25 protein-coding genes are annotated in these 25466 nt (G+C 64.0%); 10 read left to right on the top strand and 15 right to left on the bottom strand.

Going from position 1 to position 25466, the window contains the following annotated elements:
- From ACMDCR_RS06285 to ACMDCR_RS06270, 4 genes are all read left to right on the top strand, one after another.
- Entirely contained in the window at window positions 1–969 is a 969-nt protein-coding gene (locus ACMDCR_RS06285; RefSeq protein WP_413991699.1) for an ABC transporter permease, read from the top strand.
- Window positions 966–1835 carry a MurR/RpiR family transcriptional regulator gene (locus ACMDCR_RS06280; protein WP_413991698.1) on the top strand — a complete coding sequence of 290 codons (870 nt, stop codon included), beginning with the start codon at window positions 966–968 and terminating at the stop codon, window positions 1833–1835. The genes ACMDCR_RS06285 and ACMDCR_RS06280 overlap by 4 nt, the downstream gene beginning before the upstream one ends.
- Entirely contained in the window at window positions 1832–2710 is an 879-nt protein-coding gene (locus tag ACMDCR_RS06275) for a PfkB family carbohydrate kinase (RefSeq protein WP_413991697.1), read from the top strand. Before ACMDCR_RS06280 ends, ACMDCR_RS06275 begins: the two co-directional genes overlap by 4 nt.
- Window positions 2711–3264: 554 nt before the next feature.
- A complete protein-coding gene (locus ACMDCR_RS06270; protein WP_413991696.1) occupies window positions 3265–3771 on the top strand; it encodes a hypothetical protein in 507 nt (168 codons plus the stop codon).
- Window positions 3772–3975: 204 nt separating this feature from the next.
- Here the strand turns inward: ACMDCR_RS06270 and ACMDCR_RS06265 are convergent, their stop codons facing one another.
- The 7 genes from ACMDCR_RS06265 to ACMDCR_RS06235 form a co-directional block, all read right to left on the bottom strand.
- A complete protein-coding gene (locus ACMDCR_RS06265; protein ID WP_413991695.1) occupies window positions 3976–4635 on the bottom strand; it encodes a cysteine hydrolase family protein in 660 nt (219 codons plus the stop codon).
- A gap of 256 nt (window positions 4636–4891) precedes the next feature.
- Window positions 4892–6415, bottom strand: a complete 1524-nt coding sequence (locus tag ACMDCR_RS06260; RefSeq protein ID WP_413991694.1) for an ABC transporter ATP-binding protein — start codon at window positions 6413–6415, stop codon at window positions 4892–4894.
- A complete protein-coding gene (locus tag ACMDCR_RS06255; protein WP_413991693.1) occupies window positions 6412–7137 on the bottom strand; it encodes a cysteine hydrolase family protein in 726 nt (241 codons plus the stop codon). Before ACMDCR_RS06255 ends, ACMDCR_RS06260 begins: the two co-directional genes overlap by 4 nt.
- Before the next feature lie 13 nt (window positions 7138–7150).
- Window positions 7151–8068 (bottom strand): ABC transporter permease, encoded by a 918-nt coding sequence (locus ACMDCR_RS06250; RefSeq protein WP_413991692.1) that lies wholly within the window; start codon window positions 8066–8068, stop codon window positions 7151–7153.
- Between the two features lie 7 nt (window positions 8069–8075).
- Window positions 8076–9179, bottom strand: a complete 1104-nt coding sequence (locus tag ACMDCR_RS06245; RefSeq protein ID WP_413991691.1) for an ABC transporter permease — start codon at window positions 9177–9179, stop codon at window positions 8076–8078.
- 10 nt (window positions 9180–9189) lie between these two features.
- Window positions 9190–10317, bottom strand: coding sequence for a BMP family ABC transporter substrate-binding protein (locus tag ACMDCR_RS06240; RefSeq protein ID WP_413991690.1), 1128 nt, complete (start codon window positions 10315–10317; stop codon window positions 9190–9192).
- 292 nt (window positions 10318–10609) lie between these two features.
- Window positions 10610–11278, bottom strand: coding sequence for a GntR family transcriptional regulator (locus ACMDCR_RS06235; RefSeq protein WP_413991689.1), 669 nt, complete (start codon window positions 11276–11278; stop codon window positions 10610–10612).
- 373 nt (window positions 11279–11651) lie between these two features.
- Between ACMDCR_RS06235 and hpxZ the strand changes: the two genes are divergently transcribed.
- Complete coding sequence (gene hpxZ, locus ACMDCR_RS06230; protein WP_413993548.1) at window positions 11652–12035, top strand: oxalurate catabolism protein HpxZ; 384 nt, start codon at window positions 11652–11654, stop codon at window positions 12033–12035.
- 169 nt (window positions 12036–12204) lie between these two features.
- Here the strand turns inward: hpxZ and ACMDCR_RS06225 are convergent, their stop codons facing one another.
- Window positions 12205–13278 (bottom strand): ABC transporter ATP-binding protein, encoded by a 1074-nt coding sequence (locus tag ACMDCR_RS06225; protein WP_413991688.1) that lies wholly within the window; start codon window positions 13276–13278, stop codon window positions 12205–12207.
- A 403-nt stretch (window positions 13279–13681) separates the two neighbouring features.
- Between ACMDCR_RS06225 and hslU the strand changes: the two genes are divergently transcribed.
- A complete protein-coding gene (gene hslU / locus ACMDCR_RS06220; RefSeq protein WP_413991687.1) occupies window positions 13682–14983 on the top strand; it encodes an ATP-dependent protease ATPase subunit HslU in 1302 nt (433 codons plus the stop codon).
- 232 nt (window positions 14984–15215) lie between these two features.
- On the opposite strand, the gene ACMDCR_RS06215 is transcribed toward hslU, so the two are convergent.
- The 3 genes from ACMDCR_RS06215 to ACMDCR_RS06205 all read right to left on the bottom strand — a co-directional run bounded on the left by ACMDCR_RS06215 (window position 15216) and on the right by ACMDCR_RS06205 (window position 17784).
- On the bottom strand, window positions 15216–15872 hold the full coding sequence (locus tag ACMDCR_RS06215) for a class II aldolase/adducin family protein (protein ID WP_413991686.1): 657 nt from the start codon (window positions 15870–15872) through the stop codon (window positions 15216–15218).
- A gap of 190 nt (window positions 15873–16062) precedes the next feature.
- On the bottom strand, window positions 16063–16344 hold the full coding sequence (gene infA, locus ACMDCR_RS06210) for a translation initiation factor IF-1 (RefSeq protein WP_413991685.1): 282 nt from the start codon (window positions 16342–16344) through the stop codon (window positions 16063–16065).
- 141 nt (window positions 16345–16485) lie between these two features.
- A complete protein-coding gene (locus ACMDCR_RS06205) occupies window positions 16486–17784 on the bottom strand; it encodes a DEAD/DEAH box helicase (RefSeq protein ID WP_413991684.1) in 1299 nt (432 codons plus the stop codon).
- A gap of 168 nt (window positions 17785–17952) precedes the next feature.
- On the opposite strand from ACMDCR_RS06205, the gene ACMDCR_RS06200 reads away from it, so the two are divergent.
- From ACMDCR_RS06200 to ACMDCR_RS06190, 3 genes are all read left to right on the top strand, one after another.
- Window positions 17953–18096 (top strand): hypothetical protein, encoded by a 144-nt coding sequence (locus ACMDCR_RS06200; protein ID WP_413991683.1) that lies wholly within the window; start codon window positions 17953–17955, stop codon window positions 18094–18096.
- Between the two features lie 274 nt (window positions 18097–18370).
- On the top strand, window positions 18371–18784 hold the full coding sequence (locus ACMDCR_RS06195; RefSeq protein WP_413991682.1) for a tetratricopeptide repeat protein: 414 nt from the start codon (window positions 18371–18373) through the stop codon (window positions 18782–18784).
- Between the two features lie 315 nt (window positions 18785–19099).
- Window positions 19100–20698 carry an inorganic phosphate transporter gene (locus ACMDCR_RS06190; RefSeq protein ID WP_413991681.1) on the top strand — a complete coding sequence of 533 codons (1599 nt, stop codon included), beginning with the start codon at window positions 19100–19102 and terminating at the stop codon, window positions 20696–20698.
- 51 nt (window positions 20699–20749) lie between these two features.
- On the opposite strand, the gene ACMDCR_RS06185 is transcribed toward ACMDCR_RS06190, so the two are convergent.
- Window positions 20750–21472 carry a copper homeostasis protein CutC gene (locus tag ACMDCR_RS06185; protein WP_413991680.1) on the bottom strand — a complete coding sequence of 241 codons (723 nt, stop codon included), beginning with the start codon at window positions 21470–21472 and terminating at the stop codon, window positions 20750–20752.
- Window positions 21473–21552: 80 nt separating this feature from the next.
- Window positions 21553–22482, bottom strand: a complete 930-nt coding sequence (locus ACMDCR_RS06180; RefSeq protein ID WP_413991679.1) for an ROK family protein — start codon at window positions 22480–22482, stop codon at window positions 21553–21555.
- Window positions 22483–22694: 212 nt separating this feature from the next.
- On the opposite strand from ACMDCR_RS06180, the gene ACMDCR_RS06175 reads away from it, so the two are divergent.
- Window positions 22695–23666, top strand: a complete 972-nt coding sequence (locus ACMDCR_RS06175) for a LacI family DNA-binding transcriptional regulator (protein WP_413991678.1) — start codon at window positions 22695–22697, stop codon at window positions 23664–23666.
- 34 nt (window positions 23667–23700) lie between these two features.
- On the opposite strand, the gene ACMDCR_RS06170 is transcribed toward ACMDCR_RS06175, so the two are convergent.
- Complete coding sequence (locus tag ACMDCR_RS06170; RefSeq protein WP_413991677.1) at window positions 23701–24492, bottom strand: transporter substrate-binding domain-containing protein; 792 nt, start codon at window positions 24490–24492, stop codon at window positions 23701–23703.
- 55 nt (window positions 24493–24547) lie between these two features.
- A complete protein-coding gene (locus ACMDCR_RS06165; protein WP_413991676.1) occupies window positions 24548–25465 on the bottom strand; it encodes an isoaspartyl peptidase/L-asparaginase in 918 nt (305 codons plus the stop codon).
- Window position 25466 lies beyond the last annotated feature (1 nt).

Below are 25466 nucleotides of genomic sequence, written 5' to 3'. Positions count from 1 at the left end.
ATGTCCAGCAATGCCATAGCCGCGGCCTCGAGCCGATTTAGTTTCGCCTTCGCCCTGCGTGACGCCGGCACCTTCCTCGGCCTCGTCGTTATCGTGGTGATATTCTCGCTTCTGTCGTCTAATTTTATGACTGAGCAGAACATTCTCAATATTCTGCAGCAGTCGTCGATCAATGCCTGCGTTGCACTCGGCATGACGCTCGTAATTATTGCAGGCGGCATTGACCTCTCCGTCGGGCCGACCGCCGCTATCGCAGCAATTGCCGCTGCCGCGCTGATGGCGGCTGGCGCTCCGATCGTGGTTGCTATCCCGGTAGCGCTTGTATTTGGCCTTATAACCGGTGCGGTGAATGGCGTTCTGGTTGCCTATGGCGGCCTGCAACCATTCATCGTCACATTCGGCACCTTGTCGCTCTATCGCGCCTCGGCTCTCATCTACACCGGCGGCAACCCTATCTTCGGGATCCCGACGCAGTTCAGGGCCATTTTTAACACGTCATTGTTCGGCGTGCCTCATCCAGTGATCATCGTCGGCGTCTTGGCCATCATCGTCTGGATCGTGCTGAATAAGACACCCCTTGGCGAGTACTTCCTCGCGGTCGGCGGCAATCAGGAAGCATCTCATGTGGCCGGCGTTCCGGTCGAACGGACCAAGATTGCCAGCTATATGATCTCGGGTGCTCTTGCTGCTGTGGCAGGTCTCATCCTGGTCGGCCGCCTGGGTGCTGCCGATCCAACGCTCGGCAATCTTTGGGAGCTGGATGCCATTGCAGCTGCTGCGATCGGTGGCGCCTCGCTGATGGGCGGGAAGGGCTCGGTCGTCGGCACCTTGCTCGGCGCCATTATCTTGGGCTCCCTGCGCAATGGCCTGACCCTGATGAATGTGCAGGCGTTTTACCAATTGCTTGCAACCGGCCTTATAATCCTTGTGGCGATGCTGATCGATCGCGCCACCAGGGGACGGGAATGAGTATGACCACACATGATCCTCGGACAGTCGGTCCGAGGATCCGCATGATGATGCCGCATCTGACCCCACTCGAGGGTAGGGTGGTTGAGAATATCCTTGGCCGGAAGGACTTCGACGAGACAACTGCCTTGAAGTCTGTCGCCGACGATGCTGGCGTCTCCGAGGCGATGATCGTCAAGATTGCCAAGAAGCTCGGCTTCTCGGGCTTCAAGGACTTTCGCACCGGCCTGGTCGATTACCACAACCTCCCGACAGCCGAGCTGCATCAGGAGCTTTCTCCTGACGACACGGGAATGGAGATCGCTCAGAAGGTCTTCAGGACCTCCATCCACGCCCTTGAGGAAACGCTGTCGATCCTTGATCCCGAGGCTTTCGAGAGAGCGGCGGACCTTATCTTCGCGGCGCGGCAAAGGGATTTCTACGGCATCGGCGGCTCGGCCCAGATTGCGCGGGACGTCGCTCACAAGTTCCTGCGCATTGGTGTTCGAGCCAGTGTGTTCGACGACGCCCATATGATGCTGATGTCGGCTTCGCTTCTCGGTGAAGGGGATGTCGCAATCGGGTTCTCGCATTCCGGTGCGACGAACGCGGTTATCGAGCCTCTGGAGCTTGCCCGCCAGCGCGGCGCACGCACCATTGTTCTGACCAATTACGCAACCTCGCCAATTGCGCAGTTCGCGGACGTTGTATTGTGTTCAACCGCTGTCGGCTCTCCCCTTCTGGGCGAGAACGCCGCGGCCCGTATCGCCCAACTCCTGATTTGCGACGCCGTTTTTGTTGCGGTCGCTCAGCGTGACTTGTTGGCCGCCGAGAGAAACCTGGCGGCGACGAGGAATGCTGTAACTTTGAAGAGACGATCTCCATGAAAAGCACCCGGAAGGCCAAAGTGGTGGTGGTGGGAAGCCTTCACTACGACATTATGGTAGATGCGCCTGATCGACCCAAGAAGGGCGAAACCGTCACGGGATACTCCTGGCATCCAAAGTTTGGAGGCAAGGGCGGCAACCAGGCCGTCGCTGCCGCAATGGCGGACGCCGATGTCAGTATGGTGGGCGCCGTTGGAGACGATGATTTTGGCCGCTTTCTTCTGACTAAGCTTCAGGCGGCAAACGTCGATGTTTCGCGTGTCGAGCGCCGACCCGGTGTAGGCTCTGGCATGAGCGTCGCCATTGCGGATTCGTCGGGCGATTATGGCGCTGTGATTGTCTCGGGAGCCAACTTACTTGTTAAGACCGAAGCTGTTGAAGAGCAGGTCCTATGGTCCAGGGCAGGTGCTCTAGTTCTCCAAAATGAAATGGCAGAGGAGATCAATATTGCGGCAGCCAGAGCGGCTCGAAAAGCCAGTGTCCAAGTCTGCCTGAATGCGGCTCCCTATCGACATCTTCCGGAAGCTCTATCGCAGAGCGTCGATCTTCTCATCGTGAATGCGATCGAAGCCGAGCAACTTGGAGGATTGGAAGTCAATGATCTGAATTCGGCCAGAGCTGCAGCGGAAAAGCTCGCGCTTCACTACCCCGCAGTTGTCGTTACAGCTGGTGGCGACGGCGTCGCTGGTTGTGAAAATGGCAAGCAGCCAATCGTCCTAGAGGCTTTGCCGGTCAAGCTGATCAGCACGCACGGCGCGGGGGACGTATTCGTCGGAACGCTGGTGAGTGCGATTGCCTCCGGTCAAGGCTTCGAGGCCAGCCTCCGCATCGCGAATGAAGCAGCCGCCGCCCACGTTTCGACGCCCGCGAACTAAACAAAGAGTGCCCTCTTTGGACGCGGGCCATTTCGAATGGAGCATGGAGCAGGATGTCTGCTTTCAGACGTAGCCCCAACGGCCGCTTCTGGCGTGAACCGAACCTTCGAGCATGTCCGTGAAGGACAAGCGCGACACGGCCGCATGGGATGAAGTTTTCTCCCACGAATACCAACGAACTTAAACTGAACGAAATTTGACAGGCGCACCCCTTGATGTCCTACTCGCGCGTGGAATGAAGCACCTGCGGGCCGATCCGGATCCTGGTTGGCCCGCTGCTTCCGCCCACCCCGGTTGATTCCGGTTTATCCCGGCGGCACGCCAGCCGCATCGCTCTCTAGCCCTGCTCGTCATGGCCGCAAGCCAGGACAGGGCGCGAGAGCGGGGGATCACGCAGGCCGGCTCACCGCCTTCCGGCGGAGAGGGTTCTCGCCTCCGGCAGCGCCGGAGGTTCGATCCGGTCCATTCGGCCTGCGCGACGGGGCTTGATGAGGAACCTGTTGGATCGGCGGTCCGTGGAACCGCCATTGGGGCGTGTCACGCCCTGGGGATCCATGCGCGATGGGAAAGGGCTTGATGGCAGGCGCGGCGGTTTCGCCGTGCAGGCGATCGGGGCTGGCCTTTGCAAGGCCGGCTTGCAAGCCCGTTCGGACCTCTGCCGGCTTGCCGGCAGCGGCGGTGGTGACAGCGAGGACAGGGCTGTCGGCGCCGGCAAGCGGGGCGAGGGATCGCCCTGTGCGCCCATACCCGTCGCCCGTTCCGTGGGCGAGGCGATCGAGACGGCCGCCGGCTTCCCTGGCCTGGAAGCTGCAGCGGCCGAGATCGCCTGGCCGGCATGGCCTGGGCGGGAGGAGCCGCGTCCTCCTGTCCTCGGCATGCCTTCCATCCGGCGGCCTGGGAGCAAAGCATCGGTTGGGCCGAAAGGCTGGGCCGGTGGCGAGGCTCCCGGGCGATGGAAGAGACGCCCGGGCCCTTGCGCGTTTGTCGACGCGCGGGCCGGGAGCAGGGTGAGGCGACGGCGGCCGCATCGACAGGCTGCCAGGCACTCCACCGATCCATGATTCGCGGCCGCTCCGGCGGCCGCCGTCGCCTCGATCCTCTTCATGATCCGGCCCGGTGAGGGCGCGGAAAGGCGGAGGTGTGTGTGAAGGCGTAGAGGGTGAAGGCAGTAATCGAGTGCGAGGGAGGGCGCGACGCAAAGCCTCCCCCAGCTTCGTGGGGGAGGCTTTGCGTCGCGCCCGTCATCCATGCTCTCACCCTGCCCCCTACCCCACCGCCTTCTCCAGGCTCGCCAGCGGCGCGACCCAGCCGACGATGCCGCCTTGCGCCGTGATCATCTCGATGGCGGAGGCCTTGAAGTGCGGGAAATAGCTTTCCGTCGCATCCTCGATCAGCAGGCATTCGAAGCCGCGGTCATTGGCCTCGCGCATCGAGGTCTGGACGCAGACCTCCGTCGTCACGCCGGCGAAGACGAGATGGGTCACGCCGAGCGCCTTCAAGCGCTCGTGCACGTCGGTGTGCCAGAACATGCCCTTGCCCGGCTTGTCGACGACGATCTCGCCCTCCAGGGGCGAGCAGGCCTCGATGATGGCGTTGCCCGGCTCGCCGCGCACCAGGATGCGTCCCATCGGGCCGGCATCGCCGATGCGCAGCGTGCCGCCGCCGCGCAGGCGCTTGGCGGGCGGGCAGTCGCTGAGATCGGGCCGATGGCTCTCGCGGGTGTGGATCACCGGCCAGCCATTCCGGCGGAACAGGGCGAGCAGGCCGGCCACGGTGGGGATGATCGCCGTGAGCCGCGAGACGTCGTTGCCGAGCGCATCGCCGAAGCCGCCGGGCTCGATGAAATCGCGCTGCATGTCGATGACCACCAGCGCCGTCCTGCCCGGGGCCAGCACATAGGGATAGGGCTTGGCTTCGACTTCCATCGCGGCTGTTCTCCAGTGTCTCAAGCGTTATGGTTTCAGGCTCGATCGGCTGTCATCCCCGGCGGGCCGAAGGCCCGGGAAGGGGATCCAGGGGCTCATGGGACAGAGACCTTGGCCCCCGGATCCCCTTCCCTCGCAGTCACAAGCAACAGCTTGCGACATGCTCGCCGGGGATGACAGCCGCTCCTGGCGCGTGACGATCTGGTCTGAAGCCACTTTGCTCTGGAACTCGGGCTTCCGGGAACCGTCGCCTGCCTCAATGCCCGGCCATGTGATGGCCGATGGTTGTGCGGTCGGTCTCGCCCACCGGCGCGACATAGGAGATCCTGCCTTCCGACATCACGGCCACCCGGTCGGCGAGTTCGAGGATCTCGTCGAGGTCCTCCGAGACCAGCAGCACGGCGGCGCCGCGGTTGCGCTGGTCCATGATCTGCGACCGGATCTCGGCGACGGAGGCGAAGTCGAGCCCGAAGCAGGGATTGGCGACGATCAGCACGTCGACATCGCCCGACAGCTCGCGGGCCAGCACGGCGCGCTGCACATTGCCGCCCGACAGCGTCTCGATGGGCGAATCCGTCGACACCGTCTTCACCTTGTAGCGTTCGATCAGCTCGGCCGCCCTGGCGCGAATCGGCGAGGGCGAGAGCCACCAGCCGAACCTGGCCATCGGCGTCTTGTCGAAAGCGCGGAATGCCATGTTCTCGGCCACCGACATGCGCGGCACCGTGGCGTTCTTCAAGGGCTCCTCCGGCAGGCCGAAGACCTTGAAGCGGTCGAAGTCGCGCCTGACAGGCTCGAAGGGCTTGTCGTGGATGAAGATGCGGCCATCGCGCATCGGGCGCTGGCCGCCGAGCACCTCCACCAACGCCGCCTGGCCATTGCCGGAGACCCCGGCGATGCCGACGATCTCCCCGCTCCTCACCTTCAGGCTGACGCCGTCGACGGCCGGCAGGCCATGATCGTCGTCGGCGAAGATGCCGGCGAGATCGAGCACCGCGGCCTTGTCGTCATGGGCGACGCGCGCCGCCCGCTCGCGGATCTTGGTGTCGCCGATCATCATCCTGGCCATCAGCGTCGGATTGAGTTCCCTGACCATGCCGCCGCCCGTGCGGGCGCCGCGGCGCAGCACGGTGACGGCGTCGGCAAAGGCCATCACCTCGCGGAACTTGTGGCTGATCATCAGCACGGTCAGCTCGCCGCGCTCGGTCATGCCGCGCAGCAGGCCGAGGATCTCGTCGGCCTCGTCAGGGGTGAGCACCGAGGTCGGCTCGTCCAGGATGAGGAAGCGCTGGTCGAGATAGAGGAGCTTCAGGATTTCGAGCTTCTGCTTCTCGCCGGCCGAGAGGGAGGCCACCGGCGCATCGAGCGGCACCTGGAAGGGCATGCGGGCCATGAAGGCGTCGAGATCGGCCTTCTCCTTGCGCCAGTTGATCACCGAGGGCGCATCCGCCCGGCTGATCACCAGGTTCTCGGCAGCGGTGAGCGATGGCACCAAAGTGAAATGCTGGTAGACCATGCCGATGCCGAGCGCCCTGGCCTCGCGCGGATTGCGCACCGAGACCTCCTTGCCGTCGACAAGGATCTTGCCCCTGTCGGGCTGGTAGAAGCCCATGATGCATTTCACGAGCGTCGACTTGCCCGCCCCGTTCTCGCCTAGCAGGACATGGAACTGCCCGGCGGGAATATCGATGGAGACATCGTCCAGCGCCGTGAAGGAGCCGAAGATCTTGGTCATGCCCTGCGTGGCGAGACCGATTGCCTTCCTGCCTGGCGTGCTCATGCTGCCTCCGCCGCCGCCTGGACGCCCGCCAGGAATTGCTTCGACGTCGCGACGGCGCCGAACACGCCACCCTGCATCTTGATCATCTCGATGGCGGCGAGGTGGTTGCGATGATCGGTGGCGCCGCAGCAATCGGTGAGCATCAGGCATTCGAAGCCGCGGTCATTGGCCTCGCGCATGGTGGTGTGCACGCACACATCCGTGGTGATACCGGTGAGCACGACATTCTCTATGCCCTTGAGGTGCAGGATCAGTTCGAGATCGGTGGCGCAGAAGGAGCCCTTGCCCGGCTTGTCGATGATGACCTCGCCGGGCAGCGGCGCCAACTCGTCGATGATGTCCCAGCCGGGCTCGCCCCGCACCAGGATGCGCCCGCAGGGGCCGGGGTCGCCGATGCCGGCGCCGATGCGGCGCGAGCGCCAGCGCTTGTTGGCCGGCAGGTCGGCGAGGTCGGGCCGGTGCCCCTCGCGCGTGTGGATGATGGTGTAGCCGAGCGGGCGCAGGGTCGCGAACAGTTGCCTGATCGGCTCGATCGGCGCGCGGGTGAGGCTGAGGTCGTAGCCCATCTTGTCGACATAGCCGCCCGGCCCGCAGAAATCAGTCTGCATGTCGATGATGATGAGGGCGGTGTTCCCGGGCTTCAGCTTGCCGTTATACGGCCAGGGATAGGGTTCGGCGGGGATGACGGTGGTGGCCTCGATGTCCTTGACGGGAGCGTTCATGGCAGCATCTCACTCATTTGGTTATCGAGAGTTCGCCCGGCGCGGCCTGCAAGGCCTGCTTGGAGTTGGACGAAGCGATCATGATGAAGAGGGTGAGGATGTAGGGGGCGGCGTTGAACAGGTAATAGCCCTGCACGATGCCGACCGACTGCAGCGCCGGTCCGAGCGCGCCGGCCGCGCCGAACAGGAGCGCCGCCAGTAAGCAGCGGATCGGGTCCCAGCGCGCGAAGATCACCAGCGCCACGGCCATCAGGCCCTGGCCGGAGGAGAGGCCCTCGTTCCAGGAGCCGGGATAATAGAGCGAGAGGAAGGAGCCGCCGATGCCGGCCAGGAACCCGCCTGTCGCGGTGGCGAGGAGGCGGACGAGATCGACCGAGACGCCCATGGCGCGGGCCGCGGCGGCGCTGTCGCCCGTCATGCGCACGATCAGGCCCCAGCGGGTGTTGCGCAACGCCCAGGCCATTGCGACCGCGACGGCGATGCCCACGAAGAAGAGCGGATTGATGTCGAGGGCAACCGCCAGCTCCTTGTTGCCGGTCCACCCGCCCAGCGGCACGGAAGGCAGATGCGCCGCCTGGGGCTGGATGTAGGCCTTGCCGAAAAAGAAGGCGAGGCCGATGCCGAGCGACATCATGGCGATGCCGATGGCGATGTCATTCACCTTGGGCAGCTTGCAGATATAGCCATGCATGCCGCCGAGCACGGTTCCGGCGATGCCCGCCGCCAGCACGCCGAGCCAAGGCGAGCCGCTCTCGTAGCAGACGGCATAGCCGACCATGGCCCCGAGCACGAGCGTGCCTTCGAGGCCGAGATTGATGCGGCCGGACTTCTCCGTCAGGCATTCGCCGAGCGCCACGAACATGAAGGGCGTGGAGACCCGGATCGCGCCGCCCAGCATGGCGATCAGGACGGTGATGAGGGCATTGTCCATCGCGGCCTCACGATCTGAAGAGCTTGAAGCGGCCGTAGAGCGTCTCTGACGTCAGCAGCGTCACGAAGATGAAGCCCTGCAGCACCAGCACGGTGGCATCCGGCATGCCCATGCGTCGCTGGATCAGGCCGCCCGCCGCCGAGAGACCGCCGAACATCACGGCGACCGGGATGATCGCGATCGGGTTGTGACGGGCGAGGAAGGCGACGAGGATGCCCGTGAAGCCGTAGCCGGCGGCGAGCGAGGCATTGGCGCGCCCCTGGATGGCGGCCACCTCGAAATAGCCGGCAAGGCCGGCGCAGGCCCCGGCGATCATGCAGCACACCAGGATCAGCTTGCCGACCGGCAGGCCCTGCGCCAGCGCCGCCCGGAGATTGCCGCCGGTGACGCGGGCGGCAAAGCCGAAGGTGGTGCGCGCCATCAGGACGTAGAGCAGGATGGCGAGAACGATGCCCCAGACGATGCCCCAGTGCACGCCGAGATCGGGAATGAGGCCCACCTTGTAGGCGTCGCCGATCGGCAGGGTCGAGGCCTTGTTGGGCTGGGCGGGGTCGCGCAGCGCGCCCTCGACGAAGAAGTTCATGATCGCGATCGCGATGTAGGAGAGCAGCAGCGAGGCGATCGTCTCGTTGACGCCGCGCTTGTAGCGCAGCCAGCCCGCCATGCCGAGCCAGACCGCGCCGGTGGCGGCGGCCGCGACCATCATCAGGGGCATGACGATCCAGGCGGTGATGCCGCTGCCGACGAAGGGGATGGCGATGGCCGCGGCGGCGAGGCCGGAGAGCACCAGGGCGCCCTCGCCACCGATCATGGTGAGGCCGAGCCGGGCCGGGATGGCGACCGCCAGGGCCGTCAGGATGAGGGGCGAGGCACGCTGCAGCGTGTTGCGCCAGGAGAAGGCGGAGCCGTAAGCTCCGGTCCAGAGCAGTTCCACGAAGGTCAGCGGCGACTTGCCGACCGCGAGCAGGAACAGCGAGAACAGCACGAAGGCGCCGACGAGCGCCAGCAGCGGAATCGCGACATATTCCGCGCTGGCCCGGAGCTGGGAGAGACCGCCGGAACGCAGCTTCACGCTGGCGGTCTGGGTTGTGGGGCTGGCCATATCCGTCATCGGGCCACCCTCAGCCCGCCGACCCGATGACACCTTCGACGAGATAGGTCATGCCATTGAGCACCGGCGCCATGTTGTCGTAGGAGGCCTCGGGCAGCACGACATTGCCCTTGTTGTCCTTCACCGGCCCCTTGAAGATCGGCGCCTTGGCCTTGAGGGCGGCGATGGCATCGTTGGTGACCTTGATGGTCTTCTCGTCGGCGCCGGCACCGAACGCCGTATTCTGCACCATATCCTCGGCATAGCCGCCAAAGGTGATGTTCGGCAGGGGATCGCCCTTGGCCAGGGTGGCGGCGAACTGCTTGTAGATGGTCTCCCACTTGTACTCCGCGCCGGTCACGAAGCCCTTGGGCGCGAGGCTCGCCTGGGAGGCATTGTGGCCGCAAGTCTTCACGCCGCGGCCCTCGGCGGTCTGGATCACCACCTTCGGGCCGTCGACATGGCAGGTGATGAGGTCGCAGCCGGCGTCGACGAGCGCGTTGGTGGCCTCGGCCTCGCGCACGGGCATCGACCAGTCGCCGGTGAAGATCACCTGAACGGTAGCCGCCGGATTGACGCTGCGAGCACCGACCAGGAAGGAATTGATGTTGCGCAGCACCACCCCGATCGGCTTGGCGGCGACGAAGCCGAGCTTACCGGACTTGGAGGCCGCCCCTGCCGCAACGCCGTCGATATAGTGAGCCTGGTCGAGGAAGGCGAAATAGGAACCGGCGTTCTTCGGATCCTTGTCCTTGTCCCACAGCGGCGCCGCGTGGCGGAACACCACGTCTGGATATTGCTTGGCCATGTCGATGACGAAGGGCGAGTAATAGCCGAAGGACGTGGCCAGGATCAACCCGGCGCCGTCGAGATTGATCATCGATTCCATGGTTTTGGAAACCGCATCGGTCTCCGGCACGTTCTCTTCCTCGACGACCTTGACGCCCGGCACCGCCTTCAGCGCCTGCACGGCGACGGCATGGGACTGGTTCCAGCCGAAATCGTCACGGGCGCCGACATAGATCACGCCGATGGTGAGGTCTCCCGCCGCCCTGGCGGCCAAGGGCAGGCCGCCGAGCATCAGTCCGGAAGTCGCAGCGGCGCCCCTCAGAAAATGGCGCCGGGAAATCTGGTTGGTGAAAAGCTGGTCGCGCAACATCTCTTAGTCTCCCGCTCGGAATGTGCCACTTGCGTGATCAAACTTGGCCGGATGATGCGGATGAAGCGCCGCAGACCGGCTTCCTATCCGCTGATTCGCAAGCTTTGTGCCAAATGCGGGAGAGACGGACGAAAAATGCGGACTTCTTATTTATTGGTGCTAATTCAGTACCTTACAATAGGAAAGGTTCCTCCGGCGATCGAAGTGTCGTCCTATCAAGCCACTGAAGCGCGACGCCAATTGTATGCAATTTGAGTTTCTCTGCTTAAATTTTAATCCACGATTGCACGAATCAGATCGACGCGATCCCCTCGGCGACTTTCGTGACCGCATCGACCTGATCGCGCACAATGGCCAGATGCGCCCGCATGTCTCGCGCCGCCCTTTCCGCATCGCCGCGCTGGATCGCCAGCGTGACCCGGCCATGCTCGAAATGAGATTTGGCGAGGCGTCCGAGCGTTTCGAACTGAGCACGGCGGAAGGGCGCCAGGCGCTGGCGCACGGATTGGGCCATCTCGGCCAGGAAGCCGTTATGGGCGCCGGCATAAATCGCTTCGTGGAAGCGGACATTGGCCTCGACATAGGAGGCACGGTCGCCGGCCGCGACGAACGCGGCACTTTCGTCGTGGATCGCCTGCAGGTTCCGTCGCTCCAGCGCCGTCATCTGCAGCGCGCTCCAGCGGGCGCAAAGGGCCTCCAGTTCGGCCATCACGGCGAACATCTCATCGAGCTGGCGCTCGCCGACATCGGCAACCACAGCCCCGCGCCGGGCCCTGCCCTCGATGAGGCCGATCGCTTCGAGCTGGCGCAGGGCCTCGCGGGTCGGCGTGCGGGAAACGCCATAGGCCGCGGCAAGCGAAGTCTCGTCCAGCGGCGTTCCCGGCAGATAGCGACCATGCACGATGTCATCGGCAATTGCCTGGACCATCGCCTGCGCCTTTGTCTGTCTCGTCAATTTCATACCCTTCGTCTTCCTTGGACCCTGCCCCAAGCTCTCATATTGCCACGCCGCACCTTTTCAGGCGGAGGCCGACGCCCGCCGCAGATGGCCCGCGCTGTCCCTGGCACGTCGCAGCTTCCGCACAAAGCAGAAACATAGACTGTATAAAAATTAAGCAATCTGGCAAAATTTGTATGCATGAGGGCAAGAGACCAGCCGTCGCGCCTTCGCCGCCGGCATCGCAGACCACCTCCTGCTGGCTCGGACCCGCCCGGTATGAATCCTGCAAGGAAGCGATGTCGTGGGAAACCGGCACCATCATTCAACTCGCTCCAGGACCGAAACCACCATGAGTTCCAAGCAAGCGGCACGCCAAGTGACGGTTGAAGACGCGATTGCCATCAACGAGCCCGGCGCGCTGGCCGAGGTCACCGCCATCTTCGAGCGCTATGAAGAGGCGCTGGTGACCAACGACGTCGTCGTGCTGGACCAACTGTTCTGGCAGGATGGCCGCACCATCCGCTATGGCATCGCCGAGAACCTCTATGGTTTCGACGAGATTGCCGCCTTTCGCGCGAGCCGGCCGAGCCAGGGCCTGGCGCGGGAACTCCAGAAGACGGTGATCACCACCTATGGCCGGGATTTCGCCACCGCCTCCACCTTGTTCGTCCGTCCCGACATCCCCGGCCGCTGCGGGCGCCAGATGCAGACCTGGCTGCGCACCCCCGAAGGCTGGCGCGTGGTGGCCGCGCATGTCAGCGTGATCGAGATGGGGTAAGGCGTCCAAGCGCACTCGCGGCCGTCGCGGATGTTCACGGACTTTCTCGACATTTATTCGCGTAGGCAGCGGTTGAACTCCCGGCGAGCCGAACCGGCGCCGGGCATCAGCGAGCCCCATTCATGGACGCCACCACGCGCGAGCCCGATGAGCACGCCCACCGGCCGGTTCAGGCCACGGGCTGCAGCCGGCGCCCGCTCTCCGCGTCGAAGAGATGGGTCGCGCTGGTGTCGATCCCCACCTTCAGAACTTCGCCGGGCTGGGCGGCGACCCGCTGATGGAAGATGCAGGAGATTTCGATACCGGCGAGCCTGGCCATCATCTGGGTCTCAGCGCCGGTCGGCTCGGTGACGATGACGCTCATCGGGATGCCGTTCGGATCGATGCTCAGCGCCTCCGGCCTGAGACCATAGATCAGCGCCTTGCCCGGCGCCGCCTCCCGGAGCGCCCGCGCCGGCAGCGCCGTGCCATCCTCGGCGATGAACCGGCTGGCGTCGGCCGGATCGAGCTTGCCCTTGATCATGTTCATGGCGGGGGAGCCGATGAAGCCGGCGACGAAGAGATTGGCCGGCTGGTCGTAGAGTTCGAGCGGCGCGCCGACCTGCTCGACGATGCCGTCATGCATGACGACGATCTTGTCGGCCATGGTCATCGCTTCGATCTGGTCATGCGTGACATAGACGGTGGTCGTCTTCAGGCGCTGGTGCAGTTCCTTGATCTCGGCCCGCATGGCGACGCGCAGCTTGGCGTCGAGATTGGATAGCGGCTCGTCGAACAGGAAGACCTGCGGGTCGCGCACGATGGCGCGGCCCATGGCGACACGCTGGCGCTGGCCGCCCGAAAGCTGGCGCGGATAGCGGTCGAGCAGGTTGGCGAGGCCGAGGATTTCCGCGGCGGGCTTCACCTTGGCCTCGATCTCGCTCCTGCTGGTGCCCTTCAGCTTCAGCGAGAAGGCCATGTTGTCGGCCACGGTCATATGCGGGTAGAGCGCGTAGTTCTGGAACACCATGGCGATGTCGCGTTCTTTCGGCGGCAGGTTGTTCACGACCGCCTTGCCGATGCGGATCTCGCCAGCCGAGATATTCTCGAGGCCGGCCAGCATGCGCAGCAGGGTGGATTTGCCGCACCCGGAAGGGCCCACCAGGATCACGAACCCGCCATCGGCAATCTCAATATCCACACCCCTGATGACAGGGTGCGTGCCGAATGATTTCTTGACATTGACGAAGTCGACCGATGCCACCTCGCGCTCCTCCCGAAACTATATTGAATCGCCTATAGCCTTGTAATTTAGGCTATTCTTGTGGTTTCGGCCTCTGACGGGCCATTGAGAAGCGTTACTCTTGACCTGAGCTGTTGCGTCAGGCGAAGCGCTCAGACAGCGACGGCTGCCAAGTTCATCCTGACGGCTGGACAAGAGCCGTGTCAAGCGCGAGCACGAATGGCCACGCACAAATCTTCAGACCAATGCTTCACCATCCGGCGAGAAATGAGGAGCGTACATCGTCCGCCCTCTCTTCCATAGGTTGCGGACAAGCTGACGGCCAGCGCGACAGGCCCGCCATCTCGACGCTGGATTTTCTCGGCTCAGCCATTATGTAGCAGCTTTGTCCCCACGCCGACCGCGCAATCTCCACCGAGTGCCAATGTCCAATTTCTCTCCCCGCGAAATCGTTTCCGAGCTCGACCGCCATATCGTGGGCCAGCACGATGCCAAGCGCGCCGTCGCCATCGCCCTGCGCAACCGCTGGCGCCGCCTGCAGCTCGACGAAACCCTGCGCGAAGAGGTGATGCCGAAGAATATCCTTATGATCGGGCCGACCGGCGTCGGCAAGACCGAGATTTCCCGGCGCCTCGCCAAGCTGGCCAACGCGCCCTTCCTCAAGGTCGAGGCCACCAAGTTCACCGAGGTCGGCTATGTCGGACGCGATGTCGAACAGATCGTGCGCGATCTCGTCGATATCGGCATCGCCCTGGTCAAGGCCGACAGGCGAAAGGAAGTGCAGGCCAAGGCCCATCTGGCCGCCGAGCAGCGCGTGCTCAATGCCCTTGTGGGCGCCACGGCGAGCCCGGCCACCAAGGAGAGCTTCCAGAAGAAGCTGCGTGCCGGCGAACTCGACGACAAGGAAATCGAGATCGAGATGAAGGACACCTCGACCCCGAGCTTCGAGCTGCCCGGCCTGCCCCAGGGCCAGATGGGCGTGGTGTCCATCGGCGACATCTTCGGCAAGGCCTTTTCAGGCCGCACCAAGGTGAAGCGCACCACCGTCAAGGACAGCTATGAGCAGCTCATCCAAGAAGAGGCCGACAATCTGCTCGATCAGGACCAGATCGTGCAGGAAGCCATCCGCCAGGTCGAGAACAACGGCATCGTCTTCCTCGACGAGATCGACAAGATCTGCGCCCGCGAAAACCGCGGCGGCGCCGACGTCTCGCGCGAGGGCGTGCAGCGCGACCTCCTGCCGCTGATCGAGGGCACCACGGTCTCGACCAAGCATGGCTCCGTGAAGACGGACCACATTCTGTTCATCGCCTCCGGCGCCTTCCATGTCGCCAAGCCCTCGGATCTCCTGCCGGAGTTGCAGGGCCGCCTGCCGATCCGCGTAGAGCTGAAGGCGCTGACGCAGGACGATTTCCGCCGCATCCTTACCGACACCGAGGCGAGCCTGATCAAGCAATATGTGGCGCTGATGGGCACCGAGGATCTGAAGCTCGACTTCACGCCCGATGCGATCGACGCCATCGCCTCCATCGCCGTGGAGGTCAACGCCACGGTGGAGAACATCGGCGCCCGCCGCCTGCAAACGGTGATGGAACGCATCCTCGACGACATCTCCTTTGCTGCGCCCGACAAGGGCGGCGAAAGCGTGACGATCGACGCCGCCTATGTGCAGAAGACAGTGGGGGATCTCGCCAGGAACACGGATTTGAGCCGGTTTATCTTGTGAGCCGACAGCGTGCCGTTCAGGGCACGCCTGGGACCGCAGGCATCCCGCCGACGGGCGCCAACCCTGTGCGGCGTGGCGCGGGATTGGAGTGGCGATCTCCGATCGCCATCCTTGGAAACGGGCGTTTTGTGAGAAGGGAAGATGGCGATCGGAGATCGCCACTCCGCGTTTGGCGCGCACTTGTCTGCGGGGTCCGCTCTTATGGCCGAGACGGCTATGGTCCAAGGATGCTCTACCTATCCTTCAGCCCATAGCCTCTGAAGCCCTCCACCACGCCGGCGATCTCCTCGTCGGGCAGGAGCTTCGGGCCGCCGATCAGCAGGGAATGGTAGTACTGCCGGGCGAGCGTCTCCAGTTCCACCGCCAGCCACATGGCCTTGTCCAGGTCCGAGCCTACGGTGATCATGCCGTGATTGGCGAGCAGGCAGCCATTGCGTCCGTCCAGTGCTTCGACGGCATGGCGTGACAGCTCGGGCGTACCGTAGCGCGCATAGGGCGCGCAGGGGATGTCGGGCCCGCCGAAGGCAGCGATCATGTAATGCACGGCTGGGATCGGCTTGTGGGCGATAGCCAGCACGGTGCACCAGGTTGCATGGGTATGCACCACGGCGCCGGCATCGGGCCGGGCTTTCAGGATGTCGAAATGGAATCGCCATTCCACGGAAGGCTTGCGCGAGCCTTGCCAGGAACCATACTCGCCCTCGAACGGCATCGAGGCGATCATCTCCGGTTCCATCTCATGATAGGGAATGCTGGTGGGCGTGATCAGCATGCGGTCCTCGTGGCGGACCGAGATATTGCCGGAGGTGCCCTGGTTCAGGCCCTGGGCGTTCATCCAGCGGCATTTGTCGATGATGGCCCGGCGCAGGGCGAGCTCGTCTTGCTTCATGGCGCTTCCTCGAATCCGATCAGCGCCTATCGATGCGGAAGAAGGGCCGAGACTGGCAAGGTCAAATCGCCAGCTGAGCGAAGTTGAGCGCGGAAGCCCGGGTGTGCGGATCTCCAGATCGGCATGGAAACACACCCTGCGAAGGAAGAGTGCCGACCTGGAGGTCGGCACACCGGCGCGCTCCCAGGGACTACCGTCGGCGCATATTGCCGCCACCGCGCTGGGGCGGACGGGGGCCGGAAGCGGCGCGCTCGTCCTTGTGGCGGAAGATGATGCGGCCCTTGTCGAGGTCGTAGGGCGACATCTCGACAGTCACGCGGTCGCCCTCGATGGTCTTGATGCGGTTCTTCTTCATCTTGCCGGCCGTGTAGGCGATCATCTCGTGACCATTGTCGAGCTTCACGCGGAAACGGGCGTCGGGCAACACTTCGGAGACCGAGCCTTCAAATTCCATCAGTTCTTCTTTTGCCATATCCAGTTCCTGTGCAGCACGTTTTATCTTCAGATTGAATCACCAGGAATCGCAAAATGCATTTGATACCAAAGATTTAGTTTGGTGAGCTGCTCGTGCTCGAATGCATTTTGCTCCAGGGCTTTACGGGTTGGCCACGCCTCAGGCGGCGCGGCGCTGATTGTTCCGGCCACCACCGCCCGGACGGCGCGGACGCGCGCTGCGGGGCTGGGCCGAATTTGGCTTGCCATGGGGCTGGCCGGACGGCTTGCCCTGATGAGGGTGACGCGGGCCACGCTCGCCATGCCTCTGATCAGCCTCCAGCCCCTGGATGGGGGTGGCGACCGTCAGCGGCTTCTTGGTCAGGCGCTCGATCGCCTTGAGCTCGTCGCGCTCGTTGGGATCGCAGAAGGAATAGGCGACGCCGCTGCGGCCGGCACGCGCCGTGCGGCCGATACGGTGCACATAGCTTTCGGCCTCCACGGGCATCTCGAAATTGATGACATGGGAGATGTCGTCGACGTCGATGCCCCGGGCTGCGATATCGGTGGCGACCAGAATACGGGTCGAACCCGAGCGGAAGTCCTCCAGGGCCTTCTGGCGGGCATTCTGCGACTTGTTGCCATGGATCGCCGCCGAGGGGATGCCGGCACGGTCGAGATGATCCGACACGCGATTGGCGCCATGCTTGGTGCGGGTGAAGACGATGACGCGGCTCATCGCCGGATCGTTCAGCAGGTGAAGCAGCAGCGAACGCTTCACCGAGGCCGGCACGTGGTAGACATGCTGGTCGATCTTGTCGACCGTGACCACCTCAGGCGTCACTTCGACATGCACGGGGTTGAGGAGAATCTCCTCGCCGAGTTTCTTGATCGCCTTCGGCATGGTGGCCGAGAACAGCAGCGACTGGCGTTCCAACGGCGTCTCGTCGACGATCTTCAGCACGTCGCGCGAGAAGCCCATATCGAGCATGCGGTCGGCCTCGTCGAGGACGAGGATCTCGACCTTGTCGAGACGAACCTTGCGCTGCTGCTGCAGGTCGAGCAGGCGGCCGGGAGTGGCGACAAGGATGTCGACACCATCGGCCAGGGCCTTCACCTGCGGCACCTGGCTGACACCGCCGAAGATCACGGCGATGCGAAAGTTCAAATGGGCACCATAGGTGCGGAAGCTCTCGTCGATCTGTATGGCGAGCTCGCGCGTCGGCGCCAGGATCAGGGCACGGGTGCCCTTAGCGCCCGCGCCATGGCGCTTTGCCGACAGGCGCTGCAGGATCGGCAGCGCGAAGGCAGCCGTCTTGCCGGTGCCGGTCTGGGCAAGGCCCATCATGTCCCGGCCTTCGAGAAGGGCGGGGATGGCCTTGTGCTGGATCGGGGTCGGGTTCTGGTAATTGGCGGCGTCAAGCGCACGCAAAAGCGGCTCGGCCAAGCCGAGCGCTGCAAAAGTTACTTCGGAAGTCACATCAAATCCTTCATGCCACGCTCATCGATCGGACGGCAGCGCGGCCACCGTCCGGGTCCGCGATCGCAAGCGCCCTTCACAAAGAGCGGCATAGCGATGTCGCGACCCACGCGCGGATGGGAGCAGCGGAATGTTATTGGGGACGGCCGGAGGATGAGGCGCTGCTTCATGAAAACAAAAACCAGCGCGCCGCGCGAACCTTCGGCGATCGATACATGGGGGTTGCTGCGCTTTTTGCAACGGCAAGTCAAGGGAAAAGCAAAAAGAACACGCCTCTCCCCGGTGGGCGGCCGCTGTAACGCGCAATCCTGAAAGGAGTTCTCTTCGGTTCGCCTGGGCTGCAATTACATGGGACTGTGACGAGGAGAGAATGCAGTGGCGTGAGCATAGATCAGCCGGCTGTGCCACCAGCCCCATCGATCCGCCGCGGGCGTCCTGTGAAGAACCCTGCCGCACTTTCGAACAAACGACATCACAAGACCGAGAAGTTATAACGTAACGTCATAGACTTTCGTTCATGTTGCTGCTTTGATGACGACCTTATAACGTCGCTCCAAAGACTTCGCGTAGGGGGGGTCGCAACCGCATGCCCGACAGCCAGGATTGGGCCGCCCTGATCGTCAGCGGCACCCGCCATCTCCACGACGGCCGGCACGATCTCGCGCTTGCCGATTTCAACCAGGCCATCGCGCTTGCGCCCAATGCGGCGCAGGCCTTTTACGGCCGTGCCCTCACCCATCAGCATCGCAATGTTCTGGATGAGGCCATCGCCGATTTTGACAAGGCCCTCCAGATCGATCCGACTCATATCGACGCGCTGTTCAAGCGCAGCGCCGTACACCGCCTGAAGGGCGACTTCGACAAGGCCGCGGCCGATTTCGACCACGCCATCGCGTCCCTCTGGGAGCAGCGCGAGCGAACCGAGACGGCGGGCCCGGAAGCATCGGCCGAAGCCGCGCCGGAGAGCATCCAGACAGCCGGTATCGGGCAAGCGGCGTAGTGGCAGGCAGCGATCGGGTCAAGCTGCCTCTGTACCTGATTTTCGAAACATTATGCCAGTTCGTTCTATTCGCCACTCGGTTGTCAAACCCACCCTCCAAGAAGTTCCTCAAGGTCGATTGGAATGCTGCGACCCTAATGCGCTGGAGGGCAAGCGGCTCGCCCTCGCCAAGCAGACGATAGCGTCGAAAACAGAAGACTAAATGTTTCGCGGCGATCGTTTTGGCATATGCTTCTCCATCTCCACAACTGTCATCCCACCTTCACGAACGACGCCTAAGCCTCGCTTGGTTTTGTGACCGCGGGGGATTTTCAAATGACAGATATGACTTCCGGCAAGGGGATGGGACATCCCCTGGAGAAGCCGAGCGCGTTTGGCAATTGGCCGAATATTGTCGTGGCCCTGATCCTGCTCGGCGGGCTCGGCTATGTCTGCTACGCCCTTGCCGCCGATCTCACCGGCGCCGTAGCGGTTCCTTGGATCCTGCTCGGCCTGGCTTTGCTGATCGCCCTCGGCTTCGAGTTCGTCAACGGCTTCCACGATACAGCCAATGCCGTGGCCACGGTGATCTATACCCACTCGCTGCCGGCCGAAGTGGCGGTGATCTGGTCGGGTTTCTTCAACTTCCTCGGCGTTCTCACCGCGAGCGGCGCGGTGGCCTTCGGCATCATCTCGCTGTTGCCGGTCGAGCTCATCATGCAGGTCGGCTCGGGGGCCGGCATGGCGATGGTGTTCTCGCTGCTGATCGCCGCCATCCTGTGGAACCTCGGCACCTGGTATTTCGGCCTCCCGGCTTCGAGCTCGCACACAATGGTCGGCTCGATCATCGGCGTCGGCCTCGCCAACCAGTTCCTGGCCCCCGCCGGTTCCGCCACCAGCGGCGTCGACTGGAACCAGGCCAAGAACATCGGCCTGTCGCTGCTTGTCTCGCCGCTGTTCGGCTTCTTCCTGGCGGGAGGCCTCCTGCTGGTGATGAAGCTCGTCGTCCGCAACAAGGCGCTCTACGAGGCGCCCAAGACCAGCGCGCCGCCTCCGCTGTGGATCCGCGGCCTTCTGATCCTCACCTGTACCCTCGTGAGCTTCTTCCACGGTTCGAATGACGGCCAGAAGGGCATGGGCCTGATCATGCTGATCCTGATCGGCGTGGTGCCCACCGCCTTTGCCCTCAACCGTACGCCCGACATCAACTATCTGCAGACCTACAAGGCTGCCTCCACTGCCGCTGGCACGGCCCTGGGCAACTACATCAAGCCGGGCGTCACCGTCGCTCCGGCCGATGCCAAGGAGAAGGTGGCCCAGGCCGTGCGTACCCGCAATTGGACGGACGAGACCACACCGGCCCTGAAGACCTTCATCGACCAGACCAATGCCGAGATCTCGCCCTATGGTTCGGCTTCGGCGGTGCCCTCGAACCTGGTCACCAACACCCGCAATGACATGTACCTGATCAGCGAAGCCCTCAAGCTGATCGACAGCAAGAAGCTGCTGCCGGTGTCGGACGAAGACCTGAAGACGATCAAGGCCTATCACGCCGCCGCAGATAACACGACCAAGTTCATCCCGACCTGGGTGAAGGTCGCCATCGCCCTGGCGCTCGGCCTCGGCACCATGGTGGGCTGGAAGCGCATCGTCGTCACCGTCGGCGAGAAGATCGGCAAGACGCATCTGACCTATGGCCAGGGTGCCGCGGCCGAGATCGTTGCCGCCGCCACCATCGGCGCGGCCGATTACATGGGCCTGCCCGTATCGACGACCCATGTGCTTTCCTCGGGCGTCGCCGGCACCATGGCGGCCAACGGCACGGGGCTGCAAATGTCGACGGTGCGCAACCTGATCATGGCCTGGGTGCTCACGCTTCCCGTCTCGATGGCGCTGTCCTTCTCGCTCTTCGTGTTGATGCGCCAGTTCGTCTGAGCGAAGATCGGACTTCGACGAAAAGGGCGGCCTCAGCTGGGCCGCCCTTTTTCATGGCGTCATGGCCCTGCGAAAGGCAATGACCGCATCCCGGGTCGTGACACGTCTGCTCTCTCTCGCGAAGCCGAGGCGGATGGCATTGCTGCCCGCGCTGGGCCTGGGGGCCGAGCAGGAACTATGAACCTCGAACGCCGGCACGGCCTCGAGCACCGCCGCGACATTCGAAGGCGCCAAACCGGAACCCGGCATGATGCCGATCCGTCCCTGCGTCGTATCGAAGGTCTGTTTCAGCCTTTCCAGCCCGGCCAGGGCGGTAAGCGCACCGCCAGAAGTCAGTATGCGCTCGAAACCGACAGCCACGGCCACTTCCACGGCTTCGGCAATATCGGGCACCAGGTCGAAGGCGCGATGCAGCGTCATGCCCAGCCCTTCCGCACGTTGTGCAAGGCGTTCGAGCACGGCGACATCGAGCGCCCCGTCCGGCCGGGAGGCACCGAGCACCACGCCCGCCAGCCCAGCCGCCCGGATGGCGTCGATATCGGCCAGCATGGTGCCGACATCGCCCTCCTCGAAGACGAAATCGCCCGGGCGCGGGCGCACCATCGCGTAAACGGGGATCGGCAGCGTGGCGGCGAGGCGCATCAGGCCCGGCGTTGGCGTCAGGCCGCCGACCTCCAGCGCCGAGCAGAGCTCTATACGGTCGGCGCCGCCTTCGAAAGCGGCCAGCAGGCTATCGGCGTCGTCAACGCAGACTTCGAGCAAGGGTATCGTCATTACGACAGCAAAATGTTTTCAGGTGGAAAGGGTCTTCCAGAGTAGATCATTGGTCTTAGCATTTTGCGATCCTTGGCGCTTCAATCCAAAGATGAAGCGCGCCTCTCTCCCCTCAGGCCCAGGATGGCCGCCCCGATCAGGCCGGACTCGACGGTCGACTGGGATGGCACCACCAGGGGCGCGCTTGTCTTCCTCAAGATCTGCCGGCGCACTGCCGTATCAATCCGGCCGACGAGGCCCGGAACCCGGCCAAGCCCACCGCCGACGGGAACGATGCCGGCGCCGACGATGTTGACCACCAGGGCCAGAGGCGCCGAGACGAGCTCTACATAGCATTCGATGGTGCGGGCGGCCGCGGTGCTGCCCTGCAGCCAGGCCTCGACGATATCGGCACTGGAGCGGTCGGCGCCGTGGAGATGCCGGTGCAGCCTTTCCATGCCTCGCGCCCCACCAACCGTATCGAGACAGCCGGCGAGGCCGCAGCCGCAGGCGAGACGCGGGATCTCGACAGGCGGCTCGCCCACCAGCGTCGCCGCGATCGGTCCGTGCCCCCATTCCCCGGCATAGCCGCCGGCCCCGGCGACGATCTGGCCATCGATGACGAGGCCGCCGCCGACCCCCGTGCCCAGAATGGCGCCGAAGACGATGCGGTGCCCCCTGCCCGCACCCGCCACCGCCTCGGCGAGCGTGAAGCAATCGGCGTCATTGGCGATCGTGACGGAACAGCCAAGCCGGGCTTCGAGATCGGCAGCCAGCGGACGGCCGTCGATGCAGGGAATATTGGCGCAGGTGATGATGCCGCTTTCCGGATCCACGACGCCGGTGATGGAAAGCGCCAGCGTGCCGCGCGCCTCGACGGGGCTGGCCGCTCCATGGGCCGCGAGGGCTGCGGCGAAAGCCTCGAAATCATCCAGCGGCGTCGGCGTCCGCGTCAGAAGGCGAATGTCGGAGTTGGAATGGGCGACTGCGCTCTTGATCGCGCTTCCGCCGATGTCGAAACAGAGGATCATTGGAACGTTCTACTTTCGGACTGAATCGCCAAGAATCGCAAAATGCTCTTGCTTCCAGCGCTAAGCCGGAAGAACGTTCCGACCTGACCCACTTTGCTTAAGGTATGCGTACTTTCCAAAGAGGGGCTAGGCGCGATAACGATAAATATGCCTCTTAGCCGGCGCAGAAGCATTTGCGCCCCGGCGTGAGGGGGCAGGGAGAAGACGGCGCCATGCCAACGATTGCCGATGTGGCCAGACTTGCTGGCGTCTCGCGGGCCGTCGCCTCGCGGGCGCTCTCCGCAGATAAGCGTCCCGTCTCCCAGGACAAGCGCGAGCGCGTGCTGGCCGCCGCCGAGGAACTCGGCTACCGGGTGAACCTGCTGGCGCAAAGCCTGACGACCAAGACGGTCAACCTCATCGCGGTGGTGGTCAATCACATTCATGACCTCTCCGATCTCGACCTGTTCGATCTGCTCCTCACCGAAATCCAGACCGCTGGCAAGCAGACCGTGTTGATCCGCGTCGGCTCTGAGGAAAAGGTCGGCGAATTCCTGCGCCGGGGCATCGCCTATCACGTCGACGCGGCGCTGGTCTTCTCCGATTTCGCTGACGCCGCCACAGTGCGCCGGATGTTCCGCTCCGACCTGGTCGTCATGCTGAACGGGCGCCATGACCGGCTTTCGCCTGCAGTCATCCCGGACGAGGCCACCGGCATCGGCGAAGCGGTCGCCGATGCCGCGGCGAAGGGCGTGAAGCAGGCGAGCCTCGTCACCGGGCGGGCGAGCTCGCAGGTGGAGCAGGCTCGCATCGCCTCCTACCGCCAGGCCTTCGAGAAGCATGGCATCGGCCTCGTCGGGACAGCCCAGGGCGACTACTCCTATCACAGCGGCCACGCCCTGGCGGCAGGCCTCACCGGCGCGGACTGCCCTCAGGCGATCTTCTGCACCTCGGACGCCATGGCGATGGGCATCCTCGACGCTTGCCGCCGGGATTTCCCCGGCAACCGTCCCTCGCGCTTCCGGCTCTACGGCTTCGACAACCTGTCCCTGCTCGACTTCGACGCCTATCCGATCTCCTCGATCGGCTATGACAAGAGGGCCTATGTCACCCGGATCCTCGAAATCCTGGCCGAGCCGCCCGCCGGCGAGGACATCGCACCCGCGCTGATCCCCTCACGCTACGTGCCGAGGCTGACGGGATAGAGGGACGAAGGGCCCAACGCGAGCCTCGCCCGCCTTACCAGATCGGGTTGAGCTTGGGCGGGTTGGCCTTGTCGCCCCACCACTTCTTGTAGTTGGCCTCGTAGGCGCCTGACTGGATGTAGTCCGAGACGAACATGTCGAGCCAGCGCACGAATTCCGGATCGCCCTTGGCGACGGCGATGCCGATCGGATCGTTGGAATAGAGGCCCGGCAGCGTCACCAGCGACGGGTTCTTGGTGGCGAGATAATCCAGCAGCGAGGAATCCTCGATCGCCGCATCGACACGCTTCTGCTGGAGCTGCAGCACGCCATCGGGTGCGAACTGGTCGACATAGACGAGATTGGCGTCGGGCACAGCCTTCTTGATGAAGGTTTCGCCGGTGGTGCCGCGGCCAACCACGATCGACTTGCCGGCGAGGTCCTTCAGGTCCTTGATGCCGGAATCGGCCTGGACGATGACGCGCAGGCCAGCGCGATTGTAGGGAATGGAGAAATCGACGGTCTTGGCGCGTTCCAGCGTGGCAGAGGTATTGGCCACCACGATATCGAGCTGGCCGGAGACCAGCATGGAGATGCGCGCATCGCCCGAGACATCGGTGAACTCGACCGGCACGCCGAGCTTGGCGGCGAGCATGGTGGCGACGTCGACGTCATAGCCGACCGGGTTGTTCTGGGCATCGCGGAACCCGATCGGCTCGCCGCCGAGCGAGACGCCGATGCGTACAGTGCCGCGCGAGCGGATGTCGTCGAGCATGCCGGCGAACGCCGGAACGGCGAGGGCGACGCTCAGCGCTGCGGCAGCCAGGAAGGTCAGGATGGGTCTCATGGCTAGTTCCCTTTCTTGTCGTTATACGTCTCTTGGTACGTCTCTGAATGATCGGTCAGGCCACGCGAGCCTGCCGAAGCTCGGGTTCGGGCATGGTGGCGTCCCAGAACCAGTACTTGATCTCGCCCGGACAACGGAAATTCACCACGTCATGATTGCCCATGGCATCGACGGCATGAACAACCACGCCGCCGAGAAAGCCGCCCTTCAGTTCGGCGAGCTCCTCCAAGGCGAGGTCGACCGCCTCGTTGAGCGGCATGCCTAATTTCAGACCGAGCACGATGGTGCGCGCGGTGGCGCAGCGCATGGTCATCTCGCCGGTGTGGGTGCAGGCTGCCCCGCCATAACGGCTGTCGGCATAGAAGCCGGCGCCGGGAATGGGGCTGTCGCCGAGGCGGCCCGGATATTTCCAGGCCCAGCCGGAGGTCGAGGTGGCGGCATGGACGCCTCTCGCCGCGTCGGCGCTCAGGAAAACGGTGGTGTCACGCACCCGCTCGGGATCGGTGATCGCACGCGACAAGGGCGCGAGCGGAATATCGGGGAACTTCTTCAGCTCTTCCGGACAGAGCTCCTTCTGAAGACGCTCGAACCACACCCTTTTACTGTCCTCCAGCAGCATATCCTGCATGGGGAAACCGATTTCATCGGCAAATCGCCGCGCGCCCTCCCCCGTCAGCATGACATGCGGCAGCCGCTTCATCACCTCGTGCGCGAGTGCAGCGACATGGAGCGTATCGCGCACGGCGCCAACGGTGCCGACTTCACGCGTGGTGCCGTCCATCACCGCCCCATCGCACTCCATTGTGCCGAGCATGTTGGGCCAGCCGCCATAACCCACGCTGCGCACCTTCGGCTCGGCTTCCACCCGGCCTATGCCGGCGACCATGGCGCTGAGGCTGTCGGTGCCAGCCCGCAGCATCTCGACCGAAAGGGGAAAACCAGGCCAGGCCTCGGCATTTGCGACGAGCAGCATG

Source organism: Labrys okinawensis, from assembly GCF_047345005.1.
In the GTDB taxonomy this organism is placed as follows: domain Bacteria; phylum Pseudomonadota; class Alphaproteobacteria; order Rhizobiales; family Labraceae; genus Labrys; species Labrys okinawensis.
This window is presented reverse-complemented; position numbering and strand designations above follow the sequence as displayed.

Coding starts and splice junctions, on each gene's coding strand:
- ACMDCR_RS06190 (WP_413991681.1), top strand. CDS start 19,100: ATGACAGATATGACTTCCGGCAAGGGGATGGGACATCCCCTGGAGAAG.
- ACMDCR_RS06195 (WP_413991682.1), top strand. CDS start 18,371: ATGCCCGACAGCCAGGATTGGGCCGCCCTGATCGTCAGCGGCACCCGC.
- hslU (WP_413991687.1), top strand. CDS start 13,682: ATGTCCAATTTCTCTCCCCGCGAAATCGTTTCCGAGCTCGACCGCCAT.
- ACMDCR_RS06175 (WP_413991678.1), top strand. CDS start 22,695: ATGCCAACGATTGCCGATGTGGCCAGACTTGCTGGCGTCTCGCGGGCC.
- ACMDCR_RS06165 (WP_413991676.1), bottom strand. CDS start 25,465: ATGCTGCTCGTCGCAAATGCCGAGGCCTGGCCTGGTTTTCCCCTTTCG.
- ACMDCR_RS06180 (WP_413991679.1), bottom strand. CDS start 22,482: ATGATCCTCTGTTTCGACATCGGCGGAAGCGCGATCAAGAGCGCAGTC.
- ACMDCR_RS06215 (WP_413991686.1), bottom strand. CDS start 15,872: ATGAAGCAAGACGAGCTCGCCCTGCGCCGGGCCATCATCGACAAATGC.
- ACMDCR_RS06260 (WP_413991694.1), bottom strand. CDS start 6,415: ATGAGCACGCCAGGCAGGAAGGCAATCGGTCTCGCCACGCAGGGCATG.
- infA (WP_413991685.1), bottom strand. CDS start 16,344: ATGGCAAAAGAAGAACTGATGGAATTTGAAGGCTCGGTCTCCGAAGTG.
- ACMDCR_RS06265 (WP_413991695.1), bottom strand. CDS start 4,635: ATGGAAGTCGAAGCCAAGCCCTATCCCTATGTGCTGGCCCCGGGCAGG.
- ACMDCR_RS06280 (WP_413991698.1), top strand. CDS start 966: ATGAGTATGACCACACATGATCCTCGGACAGTCGGTCCGAGGATCCGC.
- ACMDCR_RS06275 (WP_413991697.1), top strand. CDS start 1,832: ATGAAAAGCACCCGGAAGGCCAAAGTGGTGGTGGTGGGAAGCCTTCAC.
- ACMDCR_RS06285 (WP_413991699.1), top strand. CDS start 1: ATGTCCAGCAATGCCATAGCCGCGGCCTCGAGCCGATTTAGTTTCGCC.
- ACMDCR_RS06270 (WP_413991696.1), top strand. CDS start 3,265: ATGCGCGATGGGAAAGGGCTTGATGGCAGGCGCGGCGGTTTCGCCGTG.
- ACMDCR_RS06170 (WP_413991677.1), bottom strand. CDS start 24,492: ATGAGACCCATCCTGACCTTCCTGGCTGCCGCAGCGCTGAGCGTCGCC.
- ACMDCR_RS06250 (WP_413991692.1), bottom strand. CDS start 8,068: ATGGACAATGCCCTCATCACCGTCCTGATCGCCATGCTGGGCGGCGCG.
- ACMDCR_RS06235 (WP_413991689.1), bottom strand. CDS start 11,278: ATGAAATTGACGAGACAGACAAAGGCGCAGGCGATGGTCCAGGCAATT.
- ACMDCR_RS06255 (WP_413991693.1), bottom strand. CDS start 7,137: ATGAACGCTCCCGTCAAGGACATCGAGGCCACCACCGTCATCCCCGCC.
- ACMDCR_RS06200 (WP_413991683.1), top strand. CDS start 17,953: ATGAAAACAAAAACCAGCGCGCCGCGCGAACCTTCGGCGATCGATACA.
- ACMDCR_RS06185 (WP_413991680.1), bottom strand. CDS start 21,472: ATGACGATACCCTTGCTCGAAGTCTGCGTTGACGACGCCGATAGCCTG.
- ACMDCR_RS06240 (WP_413991690.1), bottom strand. CDS start 10,317: ATGTTGCGCGACCAGCTTTTCACCAACCAGATTTCCCGGCGCCATTTT.
- ACMDCR_RS06245 (WP_413991691.1), bottom strand. CDS start 9,179: ATGACGGATATGGCCAGCCCCACAACCCAGACCGCCAGCGTGAAGCTG.